Source organism: Bradyrhizobium sp. 164 (assembly GCF_023073715.1).
GTDB lineage: Bacteria > Pseudomonadota > Alphaproteobacteria > Rhizobiales > Xanthobacteraceae > Bradyrhizobium.
Genome location: NZ_JADPKA010000035.1, coordinates 1 through 21,875, shown reverse-complemented (window position 1 = coordinate 21,875; position 21,875 = coordinate 1). Strand labels below are relative to the sequence as shown.

Here is a 21,875-nt window from a genome sequence, read left to right as displayed (position 1 = left end):
CGGTTTTGGTCCACGGCATGGTGTCCTCCCTCGAATCTTTGCAAATCCGAAGGAATCACAAGCCGGCCAAAACCGCTCACCCTTTTTCGGTCAGGCTCTGAAGGAGCCCGCCTAAAAGCGGGCGTCTCGAAGGATGGCCCCAGGGGAAACACTCTCACATGCATAGTCCTGCGCCGAGCGGGTACGGCGGCGTGACAATTCGGCACCGCTTTGCCGTTTGGTGCTGCGATCCTTTTTGCTATGGTTCGGCAATCCACGAATTGAAGGAGCGACGAGGTGCCGGTCAAGAATTTGCGGACGTTGATTGGACTGGCAGGTGCTTTGACACTGGCCGCGCCGGCGACGGCTTCGGCCATCACTGCCGAGGTGGCGCGCGCATGCGATGCGGCGCTGGCCAAGGCCTTTCCGCCCAGACAAATCGGCAACCCTGCGGCGGGGAGCACCAAGGGAACGGCCAAGGATAAGCGCGAATACTTCCAAAAATGCGTCGCCAACAACGGCAAGGTCGACGACATGCCGGCGGACGCGCCAAAGGACAACAAGCCGGCCAAATAAGAACAAGGCGGCTACGGCTGGCGTCGGGGCGGCGGGCAGGGCGAGTAGAACGCGCCGTTCGTTGCATTGATGCGTTCGACGCATTGATTGGGATCAGTGACCGTTCCGGCCACCGTGAAGTCGTAGCCCATGCCCTTGATCACCACGACGTAGCGGCCGGGGGCGAGCGTAAAGCCGTCTTGCTCCGGTTGGAGCAATAGCATTCTCGGCTGGTCTTCGACCGGACCGACCTTGTAGGGGTAGGACATGCTGCGAATGACCCAGGAATCGCCGGCGCTGACCATGGCGGCTTTCCCCGTGGCATCGACGCCCATCGCCCGGGAGACTTTCGCGACCACCCGAACTTCGGTCCCGCTTGCGTCAACACCCCCGTCGGGCCTGAACACGATGAATTTGACGTCGCCGTCCGTCAATATGGTCGCTCTCGGCGTGTTGATGGCTGCCGAAATCGCGACGCGACGGTCCGGAATCTTTCCAGGCACCGGCTTGAGCTCATGCAGCTGGCCTTCGCTCAAGGCGTAAACGCCGAAGGTCGTCGGCAAGGGCATCGAGGGTTGCGCAGCTTGCGCCGGCTCCTTTGGGCTTTCCGGCCTCCGTTCACCGGTATCTCCCATTGAGGGAGTCGGGATGGCGGTCGGCTGAGTTTCCGAGCTTTTCGGGGTGCGCTCAGGCAGCAGCCGTGGCCAATAGGCAGCCGCGATCCCGGCGCCCGCAATGAGCAGGAGGATGGCGGTCAATCGAACGAGAGAGTTCAAGGCCGCGCGCCGTTTGGTTGCCTGAGCCGCGGGACGGCTTGGCGCCTCCGCAGCGTTCAAGGCGGCCGGTGAAGCCAAAGCCGGCGGCGTCGGAATGGGCGGAGGAACGGGGAGGTTGACTGGCGGAGAATTGGGCGCGGGCGCAGCGGCAGTCTTTGCCGGTGAGGACGTCGCGCTTTGCTCAAAGGACCGTTCGACCTCCCCGATGGCGCGTTCGAGGACTTGCTGGAGCGCTCGCGCTTCCTGCGCGTCGGCGTGGGTGAATTGTTCCAGGAGCTTGATACGGGCCAACTCGTAAACGACATCCCGCATCTGCCGGGGATCGTCGGAGATTTCGCGGATCCGGCCCGATAGCAGGCGGACAAATCCGGCCTTGATCTCGGTCGCCCCCGGGGCGTTGGCTGCAGTGTCGCCGGGCTCGGTCATCAAGGCTGATCAACTAACCCGGATAGGGCTGTTTCGCTAGGCCTTTTCATTCGCATGCCTGTGCGGCGGTGGATCGCGCTCATGATCCGGCCTGCAAAGGTCCTGCGCGATCGTCTCGAAGAGCTTGCTTTTGGGCAAAAACCTGTGACATTTCGCCGAGCTCATCTTTTCCGGTGTTTGACCATGCGCGGCGTTTTGACGGCAATCAGTTTCTTGGCCCTCCTGGTTCAGCCCGCTTCGGCGCAAGGGATCAAAGATCAGGCCAACACCACCAGTTCCAGCATCATCACAACGCCTACGAAAAAGGCGCAAACTACCCAAGCCGCGTCCCGGCCTACCGCGGTCCGAAATGTGACGGGGAGCCTTCCTGCCGGAAGGGCGGCCCAAGGCGTCTGGAGGGATGGCAAGCTGATTGCCGTGCCTCGGTAAAGGCAAGCAACCGTGAAGGAACGGTGTTCGCCTCCCTGACGTTCCTGCTCGGGAGATGTCGCACATGAAACGCTTAGTCTTGATCATATTCGCGCTTGTCGTGCCGGCCGCCGCCTGGGCCCAGGGCGTAAACGATCCGTCGACGCCCAATCGCAATGTGATCATTGTCAACCCACCGCAGCCGTCGCCCTCCACGGCGACGCGAAATATTCCGAGCCGAATCGAGCCCCCCGTGACGAGCGGCTCTGCCCGGCCCTATTACGGGAACAGAACTCGGGGCAGCGAGTCGAGCAGGCGGTAATTGTGTTGGCGGCTCGGCTGGGGAGCGGAAAGCTCGCCCTGTGTTGTCCAGTTGGAGAGATTGAGCCTTAGCTCTTTCCAAAAGACCAAGAGGAAGCCTCACAGGCGCTCGGACCGGGTAAGAGGTTGTCCTCGTCGGCAGTAAGGGGCCGTTGGGAAGCGAGAAGCCGAATGCAGACAAAGGTGGCATTGAGGCCCAATCAGCGATACCGGCATTGCGGGCATGGCGACGCATTGGCCAGTTCCGGTCTCGTTCTCAGCTCTTGCCTTGCGGTGAGCGCCCTCCGATCAAATGATAGGTTCCTTCGATTAGTATCTATGCGCGGCTGCGGAGCTGTTTGAGCAGAATGTCACGCTCTTCAATCAGTTCGCGCAGGCGTTGAGTGTTGCCAGTTCGAGTTTCTTGCCACTCGATGCGGTCTGAGGCAGTCCACAGAAGAGACTCTCGCTCGAAGCGATATCTCTCCGACCTGTCTGCTTCTATGTACAAGTCGATTTCGCGGCAAATTCGGTCAAGCTGTTCTTCGAGTGTTCTTCCAGGCATCGGCCGGCCTTCGGCTGTCGCCTGTCAATGAGCATCCAAATGGAGCGTTACTGAGGCGTCGATCACAAGGGACTCACTCGCTCCAGGCCTGTGACACCGATTTGCTCGGCTGCTCTGAATGATCCCCTTTCTCAAAGGAAGGCGTCATAGCCGCTGTCGGGGATTCACCTCGCCTCCACTGTCGATATTCCTGCATGGTGACGGTTCTTGCCCGAGATCAGCAGGGTGAATTTGTCGGCGCCATTGCGCTTCCCTCATTGGCTTCCGGGCGTCATTTCGGCACCGGCGGGAAAGTTGCTGGACTTAAGCGTCATTCCGCTGACCCGGAAGCGGACATTTCCAAAGTCCGAAGTGGTGCTGCTGACTGGTCCGCACCTCGACATAGGTCAGCGTGATCAATCCTACGCTCGCGTAACCTGCGTGATGTCGATGTAGCTAGCGTCAGGAAAGAGCTTCTGGTCGAGGCCATAGAAGATCTTCTCGCGCTCCGACCATAGGACGAAGTGACCTCCGGCGCTGATCGACCGGTCCGCTTCATACTAGTATCGATGAGTTGCGGGTATTCGATCTGGCCTGCCGCCGGGCGTCCCGAACCACGTGCTGAAATCCCTGCGAACTAAAGTAGAAAGTCTGCCCGCGAACCGGCTTTCTTGCTACTCGCAAAGGTATAGACTGAAGAGCTGAAGATAACGAAATGGCCAATGGTCGTCCTTATCGTTCTGCCTGGAGTCATCAAGTTGCGAACAGGTCGGCGTGATCACGAGGGAAAATGGTTTGGGGCGCCGTCTCGGGCGGTCATAATTGTTGCCGGTGCGCTCGGTCTTGGTTTCGCCAGCCCCTCGTTGTGTCTCGCTCAGACCGAACCGGAGCCCTCGCTCAGCGACTATCTTCCACCAAGCGAGCCCGAAGTCTCGCGCGAGGAATGGCGGCAGCGGATCGAGGACGCACGGCGCCGGGCCACGGACGTCTCGCGCGAGCGGCGGGAGCATCCGGAGCTCTACAAGCCGATTCCGGAAGATCCGGACCTTGTCGCGACCGAACGTCTCTTCCGCGACGAGAGCCTGCAACGCGGCGACATCGTCGCGACCAAGAAGGGCATGTTCGTCTACCAGGGCCGATCCGACCAACCGCGCCGCGATCAGGATTTTGTGCCGGTCAACCCGAAATCGGTGCGCTGAGAATTTCGCTGCAGCCCAAGGAGCGATGGCGACGAAGCTCATACAGGTTCAGTATCGCCGCATAATCTCGTTGAATTTGGGATCGGTCACTTTCGTGGTCTCCAGCAGCAGCGACTTGCCTTGCCGCGTTGCCTGCACATAGGCCGCGATCAGCAGTGGCTCGTAACGAGAGCGATTGGCCAGAGCCGACCGGATGTCGGATTGCGCCAGCAGCTTGATCTCTTCATCGGTCGCGGCCGCGCTCGACGTGACAATCTGGACGCGAGAGAAGGCAACGTCGATCGGCACCGAACCGGTCAAGTAGGACATTTTCACTGCGGGCGTTACCGCCTCGCCGGCCTGTGCCTGCAGCGTGCCGAGCGTGAGCCACAGCGCAGGCCTGATCGGTGAGACTTTCAAGGCGGCTACGACCGCGCCTTGAGCTGCCTTGTTTTCGCTGGCCCGCCCGCCCGCTTCGGTTGACGGACGGTGAAGAACGTCAGCGGCCGTCGCTGCCGCGTAATTCGCCAGCAGGTCGCCATCCCATGAAAAAGATGCCAGGCTGCCGGCGGCCGCCAGCTTGGCCTTGTCGGGCGGGATCTCGCCCGAGAACAAATCGCTGGCGCGAAAGTTCGGCCGTATGAGATCGCCGTAGAACGCCATGCCGGCGTGAAGCGCCAGCGCGGTTGCGGTGCAGATGCCGACGACGCGAAGCAGGATGATGCGGTTCATGATGGAATTGACGAGCCGGTGAGGGCGAGCGAACGAGAGGACCGAGGTCCAGCCAGAGCCTAAATTGCGAGCAGACTATCGCCTTGGATCGTTAGCAGCGTCAAGTTTCCGGTCGCGTAGGCGCCGGTGTCGATGTTGATGCGGTTCGGACGGATATCGGGCGCGCCGACCGGCGTATGACCGTGGACGATATATTTGCCGAAGCGGTCTTCGCAGTTCAGGAATTCGTCGCGGATCCAGAGCAGGTCCTCGTCCTTCTGACGATCGAGCGCGACGCCCGGCTTGACGCCGGCATGGACGAAAAAGAAGTCGCCGCAGGTGAAGGACGAGCGCAATTGCTGGAGGAAGGTCAAATGCTCCGGCGGGAGCGCGCGTTTCAGTCGCTCGATCAGTTCGACCTGCTGCTCCGCGGACGGATTCATGGTCGGCGTGATGCCGTAGGAAACCAGCGTCAAGAGGCCGCCATAGTGGCGCCACTCCTGCAAGCGGGCGGGATCCTTGAGCACCTCGAGCAGGAAGACTTCGTGATTGCCCTTCAGACAAACTGTCTCGTGAGATTTCGAGCGCGCGATCAACAGATCAAGAACGCCGCGTGAATCCGGGCCGCGGTCGACATAGTCGCCGAGAAAGACCTGAATGGCGCGTTGGGGGGCCGAGCGGGCAAGGTCGGCATCGATGACAGTTAACAGCGATTGAAGCAAATCGGCGCGGCCGTGCACATCGCCGATCGCATAGACGCGAACGCCATCGGGAAGCCGAGGCTTGGTCTTCTTTCGAAAGCGTGAGGAAAGGTCCATCAGGTCGGTCGAATCGCATCCAGCGTCACGAGCGGAACGTCGTGACCGCTCTTAGCAGAACAAGCCACACATCGGTATTCTTAATTGTTTCCGACCGATTGGGCCGCATTTTGATTAAAGGATCGTGCGGCCTTTGAGCCGTATTTCAAGACATCTCGCGTAGCGTCTCCTCAACAAGAACGGGGAGCGCGACATGCGCAAAGTGGTAAAGTTCCTGGCGGTTCTGGCCGCAATCGTGGTTGCTGCCGGGGTGCAGCAGAAAGCGGAAGCGGCTTTCGTCGGCGCGCCCTTGGGGTTGCGCGGTGCCATCCAGTACATCAAGTTCGACCAGCCCACGCTGGCGCCGATGGCATTCACCATGTTCTGCCTGAAGTACAAGGATGAATGCAAGCCGCGGCCGCAGCAGATCGTGTTCAGGGGCGGTCGCTTGAAGCTCACGGCCGAGCGCATGGCGCAAATGCAAGAGGTCAACCAGCGGGTCAATAGCGCGATCCGTCCCGAGGCCAATCTGGAAGGGCTGCGCGGCGAGAAGTGGTTATTGCATCCGACCAGCGGCGACTGCAACGACTACGCTGTGACAAAACGCCATGATTTGATCGCCAAGGGCTTCCCGGCGCGCGCGGTGCTGTTGAGCGAGGTCGTGACCACCTGGGGCGAGCATCACCTCGTGGTCGTGGTGCGCACCTTCTCAGGCGATCTCGTGCTGGACAATCTTTCCGGCCACATCATGCCCTGGTCAAAGAAGCCCTATCGCTGGGTCCGCATTCAGTCGCCCAAGAACCCGAACTACTGGGCCTCTCTCGGCGATCGCGCCGTCTGACCACCCCGCGTTCTATCGTGATGAGGATTGGCTGACGCTCTGCGACAGGCCTAGTCCCACGATCACTGAAAGACACAGGATTGCCGCCGGGCGCAGCAATCCGGGACCCGCAAAGCTCTGGACCAGCGCAAAGAGAACACAGGCGGCAGCCGCCGCGGGAAAGAACGAGTCGCGTCCGCGCTGCAAGGCGCCGAAGAACAGGCGGACGAAAGCGATCAGGCTCACCGCCATCATGGCGGTCAGGCCGATCCATCCCATCCCCGCAAAGACGGCCATGGCCGCCGAGGGTGCGGCCAAAAAAGCTCCGGCGTCGCTCTGATAGATCCTGCCCACTGCCGCAAAGGTCCCGGCGCCGGCGCCGAACCAGCGTGTATCGGCCAACATGCGCTCGAGCGCGGCCTTCGTCTCGGTCGCCATCTCCGGAACGATCCGCAGGAGGATTGGTCCGGGGCTCTTCTCGAAGAGGAAGGTCAGGACGATCGCCGCGCCGATCAGGGCTGCCAGCGACAATGCGCTCGCGGCCAATGGTGACAGGTACAGTCTGCGGATAACGAGGATCAGCAGGATCAGCACAACGCCAAAGGCCGCTGCGATCGCGCTGTTCGTTTCCGCCAAGCCAAAGAGCGCGGCTGCGCTGGCCAGGGCCCCGACAAGGCCGCACAGGCCGATCGCGACCGAGCGAAGGACCGAGTGACGGGTTTCGGCCCGTTCAGCCGCGAGCTGCATGACCGCCAGATTGAGCATGAGACCGAGGCCCGCCAAAGTCATCGTGAGGTCATGGGGCACGGCTGCAGCAAGCGCCGGCGAGAGCCGATGCAGATCCAAAATCAAGGCGGCGACCGCCGTTACTCCGCTTAGCACAAAGAGAACCAGTTCGGCACGGCTGCGGCTACGGACCACCGGGATGGTGACGCCGAGCAACGAGATCGCCGCACCGCCAACACCAGCGAATTCACCGTCAAGCCGACATCGGCGGTGACGGGCCCGAGCGACCGGCCACCCAGGACGTCGTGAGCGCTGGCCCAGATCGGGTGCGCCCAGCCCAGCGGAAGCGGGGCGAGTTGAGCCGCGATGCACAGCGGAATGGCGATCAGGATCCAGCGGCCCCAGGAGGTCGCGCGAACATAGTGCTCATAGTCGGCCTTTCGCGTGCTCGAGGCAGCTGCCAGCAAGCTTAGCGCTGCGGCCATCGTCCCGAGCTGCGCACCGAACTTGGCGCCGGTGATTTCGAGAGCGGAAGCGGAAACGATGGAAACGATGAGGGCAAAATAAGCGAGGGACAAACGGCGCGCTCGAAGGGAATCCTGAAACGGTCAGGCCACCATACTAGCGGGCGGTGGGTTTTCAAACAGAGGCCTGCTTCGGACGAACACCTAAGACATGACCGATCGCGCGCGCGGCTTCGTCTCAGCGATGATTGGCGCGATCAGCGGGTGGCCTTGACCGGGCGAGCGAAGACGCGGCCGGCGCGAGCGGCAGCAAGGCCAAAGCGAGCCCCCGAACCAAAGAGATAGCCGCCCTGCAGGGCGATCGCTGCGATCACCGCGCCTTTCAGGCTCTCGATCACGCTGAGATCGAGCATCAAGCCGACCGGGACGGCGGCGAGCATCAGGACGAAGCTCAACGGCAGCAGCACCAAGACTCGAAAGCGTTGGCCCAGCACGGCACCAACGAGAAAGCTGAAAATCAAAAACGCGGTCATCCGAAACACTCTCCGTGCTCCGGACCCTAGGTTTTCCCCCTAAAAAGACCCTTAAGTTGTAAGGCTAAATTTGGCCTATTGGCTGCAATTTGCCAGCAGGGAATGATACGCCTCCCGCAGCCCATTGAGAGCCACCGTACCTTTGATCTCGCTGTCGCCTTCCCGCACGACCACGGACAGCGAGGGCGTCGTCTGCCATTTCCCGGTGGCAAAGGAGGGGACCTCGCCAGGCAACAGCACGGCGGCCCCGCGGCGGCCATGCTGGCGTCAAGGTCAGGGTGCAACCGCCGCTCGCGGCAATGGTCACCTCGGGGTGGCTCCGGGGCGGGAAGGGCCGGATCAAGGCCACCAGCACGTCGATCTTGCCCTTCGGCGCACACCGGACGGTCAAGCCGGCGAAGTCCGGATCGACTGGATCGTGTCCGCGGTCTTCATGATCGCGGCGAAGCTCTCGCCGTCCTTCGCTCCTTGTGTCCGGGTGAATTTCCAGACGGAAGCAGGGGCAGGGGTGGCCACCGCAACAACCGGTGCGCCGTGGCAGGAGAGCCCCACGCTGCCAGGACATGGGGCGGCAGTGCCCCGTGGGCGATCGGCGGCGCCAAGGAGGGAACCCTGCCAAACAGCGGGATCAGAAGAAGACCGGACATGGGGATTCCTCCTCTCAATGGCCCAGCCTTAGCAGACCGCCGCGAGGTCAAGAAGCCTTACGCTCGACACATCGAGCCCTCGACTTGGGCGGTTTGCTCGCCGACGGGCACACGAAATACAACAAATAGTCACAAAGGGTTAAACCAAGCCCCAAAGAGTGTCCCGCACGCAACACTAGCCGACCGATCGCTCCGTTAACCACCCGGAGCCCTTGTCGCACCGCCCCCTAGGCCGTACCAATTTATGTCACTTGGGGACTCGGGCGCGATTCATGTCATCTATTGCCAAGACTTATGTATTGAAGCCGGCATTTCTGGCGGCCGCTCTAGCGCTGGGGGCGTGTTCGACCAATCCCGGCTCCGGTCCGCTGACGGACGACGTTAACAACAAGATCCAGACTGAAAACGCGCCGGCTTACGAGTTGGTGCCACTCAATCCGGCCACGGTGAAGATCCTGCACACCCATGAGCCCAAGGGACTCGCGGGCGCCTTCACGGACAAGCGGCCGCCGGCCAGCATCGTGTTCGGCGTCGGCGACATCGTCAGCGTTACCATCTTCGAAGCCGCTGCAGGCGGTCTGTTCATCCCGGCGGAAGCCGGCGTCCGTCCGGGTAACTTCGTAACGATTCCTGATCAATCCGTCGACAATGACGGGTTCATTACCGTGCCTTATGCCGGCCAGGTCAAGGCGGCCGGCCTTACGGCGGTGCAAATCCAGCGGGCTATCGTGGAGAAGATCTCCAATCGCGCGATCGAGCCGCAGGTTGTCGTCGCGATGTCGTCGCAGCGTACCCAGCTCATCAGCGTGCTGGGTGAAGTCAACACGCCCGTCCGTTTTCCGGCGAGCGCGGCGGGTGCGAAGGATCGCGTGCTTGACGCGATCACCCGCGCCGGCGGCATCAGGGGCCAGGGCTTCGAGACCTGGGTCATGCTGGAGCGCGGCGGACGCCGGGCGACCGTGCCGTTCGAGAATCTCGTGATGGCGCCTGAGAACAATATCTATGTTCGGCCCGACGACAGCATCTATGTCTATCGCGAGCAGCAGAAGTTCCTGGCGTTCGGTGCCAGCGGCCAGAGCGGGGAGTTCAACTTCGATGCCTGGCGCATCAACCTCGGCGAAGCCGTCGGCAAGGCCGGTGGTCTTTTGGATGGCCAAGCCGATCCGGCTGCCGTGTATCTCTATCGCCGCGAGCCGCGCGAGGTTGCAGCTCAGCTCGGCATCGATGTCAGCAAGTACACGTCAGAGACGGTCCCGGTCATCTTCAACGTGAACTTCCGCGATCCCGGTGGCTTCTTCCTCGCCACCAAGGTCATGATGAAGAATGGCGACATCATCTACGTCTCGAACTCGCGCAACGTCGAAGTTGCCAAGTTCCTGAACTACCTGCGCGTGATCATGGCGACCGGCAATGATGCCGTGAATCTCTCGAACAATGCGCTGATCTTCCGCAACAACGTCAAGTTGGCGCCGTAAGACGCCGACTTGATCGACCAAAGCGATGGCACCGGGGCCTTGTCCCGGTGCCATTTCGTTTAGCAATCGAAGCGGTTCTGCTGCGGCTACGAGTTCGGGATTTGGATCAAGGCGCCACTGAGCGCGGCGCGCCGATAGGTCACCCCGCAGTGTTGCAGGGGGTTTCATGCGCTTTCGAGCATTCTGGCATCTTCTGGCTCTCGTCGCTGCTGCCGTCGGGCTTGCACCGGTCGGGAAGGTCCTTGCTGCAGGGGAGCTCGGCGTTCGCCATCGCATCGACGTGATGGTCTCCGCCGAACCTGATGCGCCGATGTTGTCGCGCCTTCGCGGGGCTAAGGGGGAGCTTTCGTTCACTGTCCGGCTGTCGGCGAACTCCAAGGAGAGCAGGTTCTTCGGGATGCTGCGCCCGTCGTTCCCGGATATCGTTGTCCCAGACAGCTCGCGCAAACCGCTGGTCCAGCAGACCAAGCTATGGGAGGAGGAGGTCTGCCATCAGCGGCGGGGCCTGCCCAAGGTCACCGTGACCCAGCTCGGCGGCCATTTTGGTGAAGGGGAGGGACGGATCGAGATTTCCGCCGTCAGCCGGCATATAGGCGTCCCGGTCCCGCCCGATGAATTAACCCCTGGAATAAAACTCGATCCGGGGCGTGACAATCTTGGGCTATTCTACGCCTTTCGGGCGCAGAGCCGGAATAGCCGCCTCAACGTTGATGTGAAGATCTATCCGATCGATTGTTTCCTCTAAAGCTAGCAAAGCTTTCCCAGAACGATGCGCCTTTGGCCTCCCGTCGGAAAGCGGGTCGGATACCGCAGGGCGAGTGAGGGAGACGTCGTGTTTGATGCGATGATGGCGCAGCTCGGGCTTCCCCGAAGCCAGATCACCAAGGTGCCCGACCGCGATAGCTTCGAGGCTCTGAGGGCCGGAGAGGTGGATGCGATCATCACCGCAATCGACAAGCAACCCGATCCCTCCAGTGCGACTTTCGTGAAGCTGAATGTCATCAAGCCGCAAGACTACGGCATCCATGTCCCAGGCCAGGTCTACTTCGCGAGCAATGATCTCGTCCATGACCAGCCGTCCGTGATCGCCGACGCCCTTCAGGGTCTCATTCGAGGATGGCAATTTGCCTATGCGGACTATGCACGGAGCGTGCCCGTTCTCGCCGGCGCCGGCCCGGCCAGGCTGAGCCCTCAGCGGCTGAAATTCGAGCTGCAGCAGCAGCGGCCGTTGGTGTTGCCGACGGGCGGTCGTATTGGCGATTACGACGAAAGCCGCTGGCGGACGCTCCGGGATATTCTCATTTTCGCCAAGCTCGGCGAGGAAGACGTGCCACTGGCTCAGACGGTCAACTACCAGTTCCTTCGGGATGTGTACCGCCGTTCACCCGACCTCGCTGCCCCGGGTGCCTGGAGCGAGGAAAAGTAGGACCAAGAAGCCACACCTGTGCGCCATATCGACCCAAACGGCCTTGGGCCACCGTGGCATCGGTTGCATTTCTACCGATGGCCTTGGTAAAGTTCGGTTCACTATTTGGGCTAGTCGCGGAGTGGTTTACGACCCGTGAAGTCGGTTGGCGGGGTCTGGCGGGCGCGGGGCGGGGATCAAATCCGTAGGGGCGAGGAGCTTTTTGGGATGTTTAAGACGTTGATGCGAGCAGGTCTTTTGGCCGCGATTGTTTCCCTCGGCGCAGCGAGCGGAGCAAGCGCCGCGATGCAGATGCCCGCACCGGCAGCCCTGCTCACGGGCGATAGCCAGGCGACGCCTGTTACGTTCTGGGCGCAGCCGTACCCATACCGCTATGTGCCGGTGCGCCGTTGCCCCTTGGTGCGGGTCGAGACGCCTTATGGCTGGTACATGGACCGCGTTTGCGCGCCTGTCGGTCCTGTCCTACGTCGGGCATATTGAGCTTGGGCTGAAGGAGCGGCGGCCGCCGTTTCTTTCAAAGATTTAAAGGCAGCCGCACAGCTCATGTGGCTGCCTTGCTCATTTTTGTTTCGGAGAGTGCTGCTCTTTTGTGCGCGCAGCGCAGGTTCACCATGAATATCTTTGTCGGGCCGGGATAGGCTTTCGCATGGTGAAGATTGTGTTACCTGACGGCGGGGCTGCATCGGCAGCGTGATTGCGTAAGGCGGCGGTGGCTGGATCTCCTGAGAGTGGTGATCCGGCCAATCGACCGCTGCTAGAGGATACGATGACAGGGGCTTCAACCTACGATCTTACGGGCAAACGTGTCTTTGTCGCGGGTTACCGCGGCATGGTCGGATCAGCTTCGTCCGAAGGCTTGCATCAGAGAATTGTACCCTGCTGGTTGCCCATCGGCGTGAGCTGGACCTCACGAAAGAAGAGCCCACGCTCAGATGGCTCGAGGCCAATCGTCCCGACGTTGTGGTGCACGCCGCTGCAAAGGTCGGCGGTATCGCAGCCAACAACAGTTTCCCGGTCGACTTTCTCTGCGACAATCTTGCCGTGGAGTTGAACGTCATCCGCGCAAGTCACACGGTTGGCGTGCAGCGCCTGTTGTTCCTCGGCTCATCCTGTATCTATCCCAAGCACGCCAAGCAGCCGATCGCCGAAAGCGAATTGCTGACGGGACCGCTTGAGCCGACCAACGAGTGGTATGCGATCGCCAAGATTGCCGGCCTCAAGATGTGCCAGGCATATCGTCGGCAGTATGGCGATGATTTCATCTCGGTGATGCCGACCAATCTCTACGGCCGCGGCGACAATTATCATCCGGACCATAGTCACGTCCCTGCAGCGCTGATCCGGCGCTTCCACGAAGCCAAGATCGCCAATGCGCCAAGCGTCTCCGTATGGGGCACCGGTACGCCACTTCGCGAGTTTCTCAACGTCGATGATTTCGCCGATGCCTGCGTTTCCTTCTGAAGAATTATTCGAGCGACCTGCCGATAAACGTCGGTAGTGGTGATGAGTTATCGATCGCAGACTTTGCGGCGGCCGTAGCGGAAGTCGTGGGCTATCGAGGCAAGCTCGCGTTCGATACCTCCAAGCCTGACGGAACGCCCCGCAAGCTGCTGGATAGTTCGAGAATTCGAGAGCTTGGTTGGCGACCGAACGTCGCTTTGCAGGCCGGTCTCGCGGCCGCATACGCAGATTTCTTGGAAGGCTACGGACGTCATCTGGAAGTCAGCGCAACGCGCTGAGTAGACTACTTAGACTACAACAAAGCTTTTTATTCTGAACTTTGACTTGGGCGGGGCTTAATGCGTGTTCTCTTGGTCGGCATCAACTATGCCCCAGATCTGATCGGCGTGGCGAAATACAACGCCGAACTCTGCGAAAGTTTGGCTGCCGAAGGTCATGAAGTCAAAGTCATTACGGCGCCTCCCTATTATCCGGCCTGGAAGATCCCCCCGGCGTTCAACTCGTCGTACTTCAGATCGAGAGATGTCAACGGCGTTCGAGTAACACGTGCGCCGATTTACGTGCCCGGACATCCCTCCGGCGCTAGTTTAAACGGCTGGTCCCTCACGGTTCGTTCGCGCTCACGAGCGCGGGGCCGGTCCTCTTCGAGGCGCTATGCTGGCGACCAGACGTTATGATCGCTGTCGCGCCATCGCTGATGTCGGCTGCCTTCGTCTCGTTCGTCGCTCGTCGCGTCGGTGCCAAATCATGGCTTCATGTGCAGGACTTCGAGGTGGACGCGGCCTATGATCTTGGTCTCCTGCGCAACCATTCACTACGCAAGTGGATGTTGAGAACGGAAGCTGCAATCCTCAAATCCTTCGATCGCGTCTCAACTATTTCTGAGGCGATGCTGCTGCGCCTGGTAATCAAGGGGCTAGCGCCCAACAAAGCGCTTGAGGTCAGAAACTGGATTGATACCAGCGCGGTCTGCCCCGGATCACGAATGACAAAATACCGCCGGCAGCTAAACCTTGGCGAGGGCGATATTATTGCGCTCTACTCTGGAACGATGTCGAATAAGCAGGGGCTCGATCTCGTAATAGAGGCTGCGGTCAGCTTGGAGCAAAGCCATCCAAATGTTCACTTTATTCTCACCGGCGAGGGGCCGCACAAAGCGAGACTCGAGCAGATGGGCGCCGGACATTCCAACGTCCATTTTTTTGGACTTCAGCCCAACGAGAGCTTCAACGAATTGATGGCGACGGCCGATTTTCATCTCATTCCGCAGAAGGCCGAGGCGGCCGATCTGGTGTTGCCCTCGAAACTTGGTGCGATCTTCGCGTCCGCGCGGCCGGTCATAGCGATGGCCGAAGAAGGTACGGGGCTGGCGGCGGAAGTGACCGGCGCCGGTCTCGTGATTCCGCCGGGAGATTTGTCCGCTCTGGAAGTTGCGGTCTGCCAGCTCAGTGAGTCGCCCGCACTCCGCCGGCGTTACGGCGATGAAGGACGAAAGCGCGCCCTCGAGCGATGGGATCGGCGGACCATCGTTCGGCGGTGGGCGGAAGCATTGCAGGCGAGCCCAACTCAACTGGGAAAGAGGAAAGCGGCTCGGCAGGCGCTAACGACAACGTTGCATTGCCGGTGGAGGATGCGGTTCCTGTGCCATGAGGGGCCCTGGCCTCAACCAGCTGCGCTGCGATAGCTTTGTCGACCGAGACTAGCCTGAAGTAAGCGCCGCGATGAGCGCTCATACCCGAATCTCGCTCGCTGCGATGCTTGACCGACAGGATCTTCCTCAGAGGGCGGCTGTTAGTTCTGCGGCGAGACGATCCATAAGCACTAGTGTGAAATCGACTGTGAGATGGTTCGCGTCTCTATAGACAACGACGCCGTCGCGAATGGCCGGACATACCAAGCCTGTGCAGATCGACGATGTTAGGTCGATCATGCGCGCGTGGTTGACAGACGAGACGGCACGTTGCTCTGCTTCGAACACTTCGTTGCTTGTAGTGAGCGAAAGACTGCGACTGCAGGTGCTAAATGGTAAGCGCCGCCATTCCGCCCGAGCAAGACAATTGCCGACCGGGTGGTAAGGAGTGGGATTGTCGCGGATCACAATGAGCTTGGCGTTGACCGGTTCGAGTTCCTTGAGCGCTCCAAATAATCCACGCTCCCAGGTCTCAATGCTCACTGCGTGAGGTCCCAGATTGGTGAATGGTCCCTTGACGTTTCCGCTCGAAAACTGCGCCAACAGTATCGCGTCCGGGCTATCTTGAGTTTTTATCATCGCGATTGCCTGCTCGCGCCAGCTCGCGCACTGGGGCGAAAGCCGACGAAGTCGCAAACTGTAGACCTCGGAAACGGGAATATCAGCGATAGGACAGGAGGCCCTAAGATAAGTGATAAGCCGCCATCCTCTCTGTTCGGCAATGGCTGTAAGCGCGGTCGTCCATTGATCGGCGTGAGAATCTCCCAACAGCACAATTGTCTTTGTATAGTTGGATGGGCCGAACACGCAGCGGATGGGACTTTGTGTGGTGAACCCAGCCAGACAACCACTCTCGCTCGCAAGTGAATACTTGGAGGTTGAGGCAACTATCTTCGCTTGCGCGGCATTCGTGACGTACTGCGCAATGGCGAACGAAAGGATGCCGGCAACTGTGGCGGTTAACGTAACGGCACCGCCTATGGCAATTGATCGTACAGATCGTTGTGCCAGCCAGTGACTAGCTCTGATGGGGTATTCGAGCCAGGCGAGGCTGAGCGAGGAGAGAACGACTGTCATCACGAAGAAAAGGCAATGGGCCAGTGCAGTACCGCCAACAACTACCGTACCAAGAACTGCAATCGGCCAATGCCAGAGGTAAATGGCGTAGGACCGGGCACCGAAGAACTGAAACGGATGCGTCCTGAGCAAAGCCGACGGTCCAGCAGGATTGTTCCCCGTGAGCAGCAGCAGTGCCGTAGCTGCCACCGGAACAACGGCAACGACTCCCGGGAACGCCATGAAGCCGTCGATAACAAAGAATGACAGGATGAGAAGTGCGAATGACAACCATCCAACGATTGAACTCGAGCCTGGCTGCTTTGCCCAGCGCTCGAAGGGTCTTGTTGCGATCAGAGCTCCTGCTCCAAACTCCCACGCCCGAGGGGGCGCGAGATAGAACGCCCAAGCTTGCTTGCCGTAGGTCAGGTAGATGCAGCCAGCGAACGATCCGAACACTACGATCAGCAAAGCTAGCAGGATGATCTTTTGGCTGGAACGACCGACAATGAGGACAAACGCGGGCCAGACCAAGTAAAATTGTTCCTCGACTGAAAGCGACCACGTATGAAGGAAGGGATTGAGCGAACTTTCGGGGGCGAAATAGTTCATGGATTGGCGGAGGAGCCAAACATTGGCGGCATACAGCGCTGAAGCTACGGCCGACTTGGCCATCTCCTTCTGCTCAAACGGCGCCAACACGAAGTATCCAATCATCAAGGTCGCTAGCGTGACCGCCAAGGCGGCAGGCAAGAGTCTCTTAGCCCTGCGACCATAGAAGCTAAGCAAATCGACTTTCCCGGTCGCGGCTATCTCCCGAAGCAGAAGTTGCGTGATCAGGAAGCCGGATATGACGAAGAACACGTCTACACCGACAAATCCGCCGGTTAAGCCCGGAACTCCGTAATGAAAGGCGACCACCGATAGAACTGCGATCGCCCTCAGCCCCTCGACATCAGCTCTGAAATGGGTCGCCGCTCGCGATACGGGCTGCATGTCTATTGCTGTGCACATTGCATCTAGAAACGCGCGAACAATCAGTACCACGCATTTCGTTCCGGAGTTTGTCCGTTTTCGGCTGTTCGTGGGGCGGCGGCGAGGCAGGGGCTAGTGTCGGCGGATGCGCGAAGGAGAAGTCGGGCCTGACCCGCCAGGCGCGGAGAAGTAATCAGCAGATAATATCCGCTCGGACCAAAGCCGGCAGGTTGGCGTCATGACCTCAGCCTCAGACGCGTTCGAACAATGTCGAAGTAGGCGCTACCAGATGCACGTTTCGCAAACCGGTCCTCGCGTCTCACCTGAAAGCCAAAAGCTTTCAGATACGAGCGTATTTGATCAACGGTCGCACAATTCCGGTATGACTCGAAGTCCGCCGCTTCGGCCTTGATGAATCTGAATTGCCGCAAGATTTCTTGCGCACCCCGCAGAACCAGCAACTCCGAGCCCTGGGTGTCCAACACGAGAGCATTGTATTGCCCGGGATCGACCTGCCACATTTCAAGAGCCGTTTTCAACGTCGAAGAACGAATCGTTATGTCGCGGACGAAGTGCACATCCGGCCAAATGTCCTTGTGGTCATGCAAATCAAGAATGGACGATGACAGGCCATCATTGTTGGAGACATGGAAAGTATAGGGCTTGCCATCAGTATCGGCGATCAACGCGTTGATTGCCCGCTGGTCAGGCAGCGAACGGATGTTTTGTCGAAGCATTTCAAATTGCTCCGGGACAGGTTCTATCCACGCCACCTTGAGCTTGTGTCAGGCATAGAGGTCATTTGCCCCGACATGAATCACGCCGGAACATAATTCAAGATAGGAGTCGGGATCGCCGTAAAGGCGGCGGGAAATGTAGCGGCGCAATCGGCCGGCAAAGCGTAGCGGCGCCGTGAGCATAATGAGTTCGCCTGTGCTTGTCGCCTGAACAGCCCACCCGGCCATTTGACCTCCACATGAGGGGAGGTCAACCCGCTCTGTGCTAAGCACGCCAGTGTTCCGTTGGAAACAATGGCGGCAAAGCGGCGACGCATTCAACGAAGTACGCGATGTTGCCCACGTGCTTCAAAGTCGGTGAAAGATCAATTGAAGAAAGAAGGAAGGCCTTTTCCGGCAGTATTGCCGCGATAGAGCCCGCGTCATTGCAGCGCGCGAAGTTGAGAGGGCGATCTGCGAGCCGAGGTCGTGTACCACAAATGTTGCAGTGCGGAACTCGATCGCACAGGTCAAATTTTTGCTGCAAACTCCAATGAGTGACGGGCTTGACGTTATGCGCCGACATGGCGCAGCCTTGGTTGTCCGGAGGGTTGGGTGTTCGATATGGCATTACGGTGCGCAGTTCTTCAAGGAGCAGTCAGGCGGGTCTTTCAAACCTGCGTCGGTGATCGTCCCACTGGTACTTCGAATTTTCAAAGTCAATTCGGTCGTTGACGTCGGCTGCGGTGTCGGCGCCTGGCTGAACGAATTCGCTACGAACGGTGTGAGCGATTATCTCGGAATTGACGGCGACTATGTGCCTCGTGATCAACTCAAAATTCCGTCGGAAAGGTTCAAATCCATGGACCTTCGATCCATCACCGAAATTCGATTTGGCGTATTCGTTAGAGGTGGCCGAGCATTTGCCCGAGAGTAGCGCGAACGAGTTCGTTTCCGCGCTCGTGGCCGCTGCACCAATCGTACTGTTCTCTGCTGCAGTCAAAGGGCAAGGCGGCAGAAACCACCTGAAGGAGCAGTGGCCATCCTACTGGGCAGAACGTTTCAGCGGCCATGGTTACAGCGCCTTCGATTGCGTCCGACCGCAAATATATGACGACAGCCGAATTCGGCCCTGGTATCGACAGAACCTTCTCGTTTTTTGTCGCGGCGATTGTTGCCCCGAAGGTTATTCGTCGCTAACCAACCCCTTCGATCTGGATCGCGTCTTGCCCGACTACTTTGAGTATAAGCTCCAGGAAGTCACCGAAGGCAAGAGTGCGGCGATAGCGGCAAGACATCTCCTTGGAAACCTTGGGGTCTTGGCAAGAGCAGCGAGACGTCGGTCCGGTCTCTAACGCCTCATGCCCCACTGCCGGTGGAAGATGCGGTTCGCTTGCCTAAAGAGGGATGACACCGCGATGACGTCGCTTGGGCAAAAGCAGCCAACAGTAAGCGCCGCGAGAGCGCTTACTTGCTTCTCATCAATCGCGATGACGACCTACCGACAGGCTATTCGTGTCGCGCGAAGTAGCGGAAGCCGTGCTGCTTGATCAGTTCGTCCCGCTTCGCCGATTCAACATCTTCCTTCATCATCTCCCCAACCAGGCTCTCGAATGAAGTTTTTGGCTCCCAGCCGAGCTTCTGTTTTGCCTTGGTGGGGTCACCTAGAAGGGTGGCGACTTCGGTCGGGCGGAAATACCGTGGATCCACAGAGACAATGCACTTCCCAGTTTTGGTATCGTATCCCTTTTCGTCCACTCCCGTGCCTTCCCAGCGGATACGCATTCCAACTTCGCTGGCTGCCACGTCCACGAATTCTCTCACCGAGTGCTGCACGCCGGTGGCGATGACGAAATCGTCCGCGTCTCCTGCTGCAGCATCAGCCACTGCATTTCCACATAGTCGCGGGCGTGGCCCCAGTCGCGCAGCGCATCGAGGTTTCCGAGGTATAAGCGTTCCTGCAATCCCAAATGGAGTCGCGCTAGCGCCCTGGTTATTTTGCGGGTCACGAACGTCTCGCCCCGGACGGGAGACTCGTGATTGAACAGGATGCCGTTGCAAGCATACATCCCATAGGCTTCGCGATAGTTCACTGTAATCCAGTAGGCGTAAAGTTTAGCAACCGCGTACGGTGAGCGCGGATAGAAAGGCGTGGTTTCTTTCTGAGGGATCTCCTGGACCAACCCATAGAGTTCGGACGTCGAGGCCTGGTAGAAGCGCGCCTTCTTCTCCAAGCCGATGATCCGCATAGCTTCGAGAATCCGCAGAGTGCCCAGGCCGTCGGAGTTGGCCGTGTATTCGGGTTCCTCAAATGAAACGGCCACATGGCTCTGGGCAGCGAGATTGTAGATCTCGTCTGGCTGCACCTGGCCGACAATCCTGATGAGGCTGGAGGAGTCCGTCAGGTCGCCGTAGTGGAGCCGAAACGGCGGGTCGGGCTCGTGCGGATCGAGATAGAGGTGGTCGATGCGATCGGTGTTGAACAGCGAGGTTCGCCGCTTGATGCCGTGGACTTCATAGCCTTTCGCAAGAAGCCATTCAGCGAGATAGGCGCCGTCCTGCCCCGTAACGCCCGTGATTAGTGCTCGCTTTTTTTGGTCATGCAAATCTCGTCTAATTTGGCAGATGTTCTTACCCAAAAGCTTGCCTCGTTGCTAGCGAACGCTCAGCAATCTTGGGCTGTTTACCTGCTAATGTTAACGGCCCGAGGAGGATGGCTTTGGGTCGGGGCTTGGCCCCAAGCGGCCACACATCTTCGGCGACTGAGAGCGCAACCCGCAAACGCAGCCGCTGAGATCGAGAGCCGAGCCCCGCCATTAAAACGCCGCAAGCGTGCGCACCCAGCGCCGGGGAGCCCGATCCGACTCTGTGCGCACAAGAACGTACTTGTCCAAGGCTTCGTTCAGTTCGATGACGATCGTGCTCAGATTGTCGAGAACGAAGACACTCCTTCCTTCTCGTGCAAGCAGGACAAGATGATGTTCTCCGCTTGCGCGGATGATCACCTCCGCGAGAAGAAGCGATGAACTTGGCCAGCCGGCGCGAAGCAGCAAATGGCGTTTTGTGACGGCATAGTCGCTGCAGTTTCCATCAAAAGGAAAGATCTGCCAGTCGTGATCAAGCTGACTGGCCACCTGTTTCTTTGGCACAATGACGGTCGAGTTGATTTGGTTGAGCTCCCGCCAGCGCTGCCCTCGAGATTGGAAGTTCGTTATCCGTCGGTCGGGTTGTTCCTGAGATTCTTCAGGATACTGGATGCAGATCAGCGGGAAGGAAAGGGGAGGCACGACCTCCAGGGTCTCGATACTTGAATGGGCTGGTTGGGTGCAAACGCAATACATCGTAGCCAGCATGCGGACAGCTTGTCTGATCATCGCGTCGGCCTGCAGCCAGTTATATGAGCGCTTCTATCTTGCGCTGCCGAAGCGAAAACGCCATGACAAACGTGAGGCAATCGATGCCTAAATGTGAAGCGTCGCTGTTTCGCAGATGGATATAGGCTCGCGGATTGAGCTGACTCCAGTACACAGCGAGATTCAGAGCGTCTAGCTTTGCTTCCCTTGCATGCAGGCCACTACGAAAGACCGCATGTTGTTACCGCCTTTGGCGTTCTCCATTCCGGAACCAAAGCCGCGTTCTTTTGCAAGCTGCCTGCATTTTTCGAGTTTTGCTTGGTTTGGCGCGGCCTTGGGTGCGGTGCCTTGCTGCGCTTGAGCGGCCGTTACACTCATTATGAAAGCGACAGCGACAATCAATTTAACCATCAGAATCCCCTTAGTTTAAATATTAATCAAGCAAAGTAAATCCATTTAAACTGAGCTGCTGCCGGTTTGATGGACACCAGGATTAGGTGTTTCATGAAGCCGGAGGTGGGCGATGAAGAGACGGAAGTTCAGTCGCGAGTTCAAGGTCGAGGCGGTCAAGCTGGTCAGGGAACGTGGGGTATCGGTGGCGCAAGCCGGTCGCGACCTGGACGTTCATGAGAACGTTCTGCGCAAATGGGTGAAAGAGTTCGGCTCCGATCCGGTGCAGGCCTTTCCCGGCCAGGGGCAGATGAAACCGGAGCAGCAGGAGATCGAGCGGTTGCGCCGTGAGGTCGCCAAGTTGAAGGCTGAGCGGGATATCCTAAAAAACTGTCCAGCGTTGTGGCGCGCCTGCGCGGGGTAGAAACAGCCTTGTGCTATCTTCTTGGCTAGGAGGGTAGCGGCCGTC

20 protein-coding genes and 3 pseudogenes are annotated in these 21,875 nt (G+C 59.3%); 12 read left to right on the top strand and 11 right to left on the bottom strand.

Going from position 1 to position 21,875, the window contains the following annotated elements; genetic code table 11:
• Positions 1-276 precede the first annotated feature (276 nt).
• Positions 277-555, top strand: coding sequence for a hypothetical protein (locus IVB01_RS14355; protein ID WP_247277336.1), 279 nt, complete (start codon positions 277-279; stop codon positions 553-555).
• Positions 556-566: 11 nt separating this feature from the next.
• On the opposite strand, the gene IVB01_RS14350 is transcribed toward IVB01_RS14355, so the two are convergent.
• Complete coding sequence (locus IVB01_RS14350) at positions 567-1,103, bottom strand: hypothetical protein (protein WP_247494621.1); 537 nt, start codon at positions 1,101-1,103, stop codon at positions 567-569.
• A 384-nt stretch (positions 1,104-1,487) separates the two neighbouring features.
• On the opposite strand from IVB01_RS14350, the gene IVB01_RS14345 reads away from it, so the two are divergent.
• Both IVB01_RS14345 and IVB01_RS14340 read left to right on the top strand, forming a co-directional pair.
• Complete coding sequence (locus tag IVB01_RS14345) at positions 1,488-1,664, top strand: hypothetical protein (protein ID WP_247277334.1); 177 nt, start codon at positions 1,488-1,490, stop codon at positions 1,662-1,664.
• A 2,187-nt stretch (positions 1,665-3,851) separates the two neighbouring features.
• A complete protein-coding gene (locus tag IVB01_RS14340; RefSeq protein WP_247277333.1) occupies positions 3,852-4,187 on the top strand; it encodes a hypothetical protein in 336 nt (111 codons plus the stop codon).
• Between the two features lie 48 nt (positions 4,188-4,235).
• Here IVB01_RS14340 and IVB01_RS14335 read toward each other — a convergent pair whose 3' ends face one another.
• Positions 4,236-4,829: a hypothetical protein gene (locus IVB01_RS14335; RefSeq protein WP_247450376.1), complete on the bottom strand. Its 594-nt coding sequence runs from the start codon at positions 4,827-4,829 to the stop codon at positions 4,236-4,238.
• Between the two features lie 128 nt (positions 4,830-4,957).
• Positions 4,958-5,695 carry a metallophosphoesterase family protein gene (locus IVB01_RS14330; RefSeq protein ID WP_247450378.1) on the bottom strand — a complete coding sequence of 246 codons (738 nt, stop codon included), beginning with the start codon at positions 5,693-5,695 and terminating at the stop codon, positions 4,958-4,960.
• Positions 5,696-5,888: 193 nt separating this feature from the next.
• On the opposite strand from IVB01_RS14330, the gene IVB01_RS14325 reads away from it, so the two are divergent.
• A complete protein-coding gene (locus IVB01_RS14325; protein WP_247277329.1) occupies positions 5,889-6,515 on the top strand; it encodes a transglutaminase-like cysteine peptidase in 627 nt (208 codons plus the stop codon).
• 12 nt (positions 6,516-6,527) lie between these two features.
• On the opposite strand, the gene IVB01_RS14320 is transcribed toward IVB01_RS14325, so the two are convergent.
• Both IVB01_RS14320 and IVB01_RS14315 read right to left on the bottom strand, forming a co-directional pair.
• Positions 6,528-7,436 carry a hypothetical protein gene (locus IVB01_RS14320; protein WP_247277328.1) on the bottom strand — a complete coding sequence of 303 codons (909 nt, stop codon included), beginning with the start codon at positions 7,434-7,436 and terminating at the stop codon, positions 6,528-6,530.
• 505 nt (positions 7,437-7,941) lie between these two features.
• The gene (locus IVB01_RS14315; protein WP_247277327.1) at positions 7,942-8,217 is read right to left on the bottom strand and encodes a hypothetical protein; all 276 of its coding nucleotides are present in this window, start codon (positions 8,215-8,217) and stop codon (positions 7,942-7,944) included.
• Positions 8,218-9,136: 919 nt separating this feature from the next.
• On the opposite strand from IVB01_RS14315, the gene IVB01_RS14310 reads away from it, so the two are divergent.
• The 6 genes and pseudogenes from IVB01_RS14310 to IVB01_RS14290 all read left to right on the top strand — a co-directional run bounded on the left by IVB01_RS14310 (position 9,137) and on the right by IVB01_RS14290 (position 14,910).
• Positions 9,137-10,339, top strand: a complete 1,203-nt coding sequence (locus tag IVB01_RS14310; protein WP_247277326.1) for a polysaccharide biosynthesis/export family protein — start codon at positions 9,137-9,139, stop codon at positions 10,337-10,339.
• A gap of 166 nt (positions 10,340-10,505) precedes the next feature.
• Positions 10,506-11,084: a hypothetical protein gene (locus IVB01_RS14305; RefSeq protein ID WP_247459386.1), complete on the top strand. Its 579-nt coding sequence runs from the start codon at positions 10,506-10,508 to the stop codon at positions 11,082-11,084.
• A gap of 24 nt (positions 11,085-11,108) precedes the next feature.
• A complete protein-coding gene (locus IVB01_RS14300; RefSeq protein ID WP_256464603.1) occupies positions 11,109-11,765 on the top strand; it encodes an ABC transporter substrate-binding protein in 657 nt (218 codons plus the stop codon).
• A 766-nt stretch (positions 11,766-12,531) separates the two neighbouring features.
• Positions 12,532-13,504, top strand: a pseudogene (locus IVB01_RS14295) (GDP-L-fucose synthase).
• 60 nt (positions 13,505-13,564) lie between these two features.
• Positions 13,565-13,903, top strand: coding sequence for a glycosyltransferase (locus tag IVB01_RS35340; protein WP_253075151.1), 339 nt, complete (start codon positions 13,565-13,567; stop codon positions 13,901-13,903).
• Positions 13,822-14,910 (top strand): WcaI family glycosyltransferase, encoded by a 1,089-nt coding sequence (locus IVB01_RS14290; protein WP_253075152.1) that lies wholly within the window; start codon positions 13,822-13,824, stop codon positions 14,908-14,910. Before IVB01_RS35340 ends, IVB01_RS14290 begins: the two co-directional genes overlap by 82 nt.
• A gap of 93 nt (positions 14,911-15,003) precedes the next feature.
• On the opposite strand, the gene IVB01_RS14285 is transcribed toward IVB01_RS14290, so the two are convergent.
• From IVB01_RS14285 to IVB01_RS14275, 3 genes are all read right to left on the bottom strand, one after another.
• The gene (locus IVB01_RS14285; RefSeq protein ID WP_247277323.1) at positions 15,004-17,019 is read right to left on the bottom strand and encodes an acyltransferase family protein; all 2,016 of its coding nucleotides are present in this window, start codon (positions 17,017-17,019) and stop codon (positions 15,004-15,006) included.
• 164 nt (positions 17,020-17,183) lie between these two features.
• A complete protein-coding gene (locus IVB01_RS14280; RefSeq protein ID WP_346015529.1) occupies positions 17,184-17,720 on the bottom strand; it encodes an FkbM family methyltransferase in 537 nt (178 codons plus the stop codon).
• A 12-nt stretch (positions 17,721-17,732) separates the two neighbouring features.
• Positions 17,733-17,912, bottom strand: a complete 180-nt coding sequence (locus IVB01_RS14275) for a hypothetical protein (RefSeq protein WP_247277321.1) — start codon at positions 17,910-17,912, stop codon at positions 17,733-17,735.
• A gap of 304 nt (positions 17,913-18,216) precedes the next feature.
• Between IVB01_RS14275 and IVB01_RS14270 the strand changes: the two genes are divergently transcribed.
• Positions 18,217-18,600 carry a methyltransferase domain-containing protein gene (locus tag IVB01_RS14270; protein ID WP_247277320.1) on the top strand — a complete coding sequence of 128 codons (384 nt, stop codon included), beginning with the start codon at positions 18,217-18,219 and terminating at the stop codon, positions 18,598-18,600.
• Positions 18,601-19,172: 572 nt separating this feature from the next.
• Here the strand turns inward: IVB01_RS14270 and gmd are convergent.
• From gmd to IVB01_RS14255, 3 genes and pseudogenes are all read right to left on the bottom strand, one after another.
• Positions 19,173-20,269 (bottom strand): annotated as a pseudogene (gene gmd, locus IVB01_RS14265) (GDP-mannose 4,6-dehydratase).
• Positions 20,270-20,479: 210 nt separating this feature from the next.
• On the bottom strand, positions 20,480-21,037 hold the full coding sequence (locus IVB01_RS14260) for a transglutaminase-like cysteine peptidase (RefSeq protein ID WP_247277319.1): 558 nt from the start codon (positions 21,035-21,037) through the stop codon (positions 20,480-20,482).
• A gap of 171 nt (positions 21,038-21,208) precedes the next feature.
• Positions 21,209-21,427 carry a hypothetical protein gene (locus IVB01_RS14255; protein ID WP_247277318.1) on the bottom strand — a complete coding sequence of 73 codons (219 nt, stop codon included), beginning with the start codon at positions 21,425-21,427 and terminating at the stop codon, positions 21,209-21,211.
• A gap of 112 nt (positions 21,428-21,539) precedes the next feature.
• Here IVB01_RS14255 and IVB01_RS14250 point away from each other — a divergent pair.
• Positions 21,540-21,794 (top strand): annotated as a pseudogene (locus IVB01_RS14250) (transposase); the annotation flags it as partial.
• Positions 21,795-21,875 lie beyond the last annotated feature (81 nt).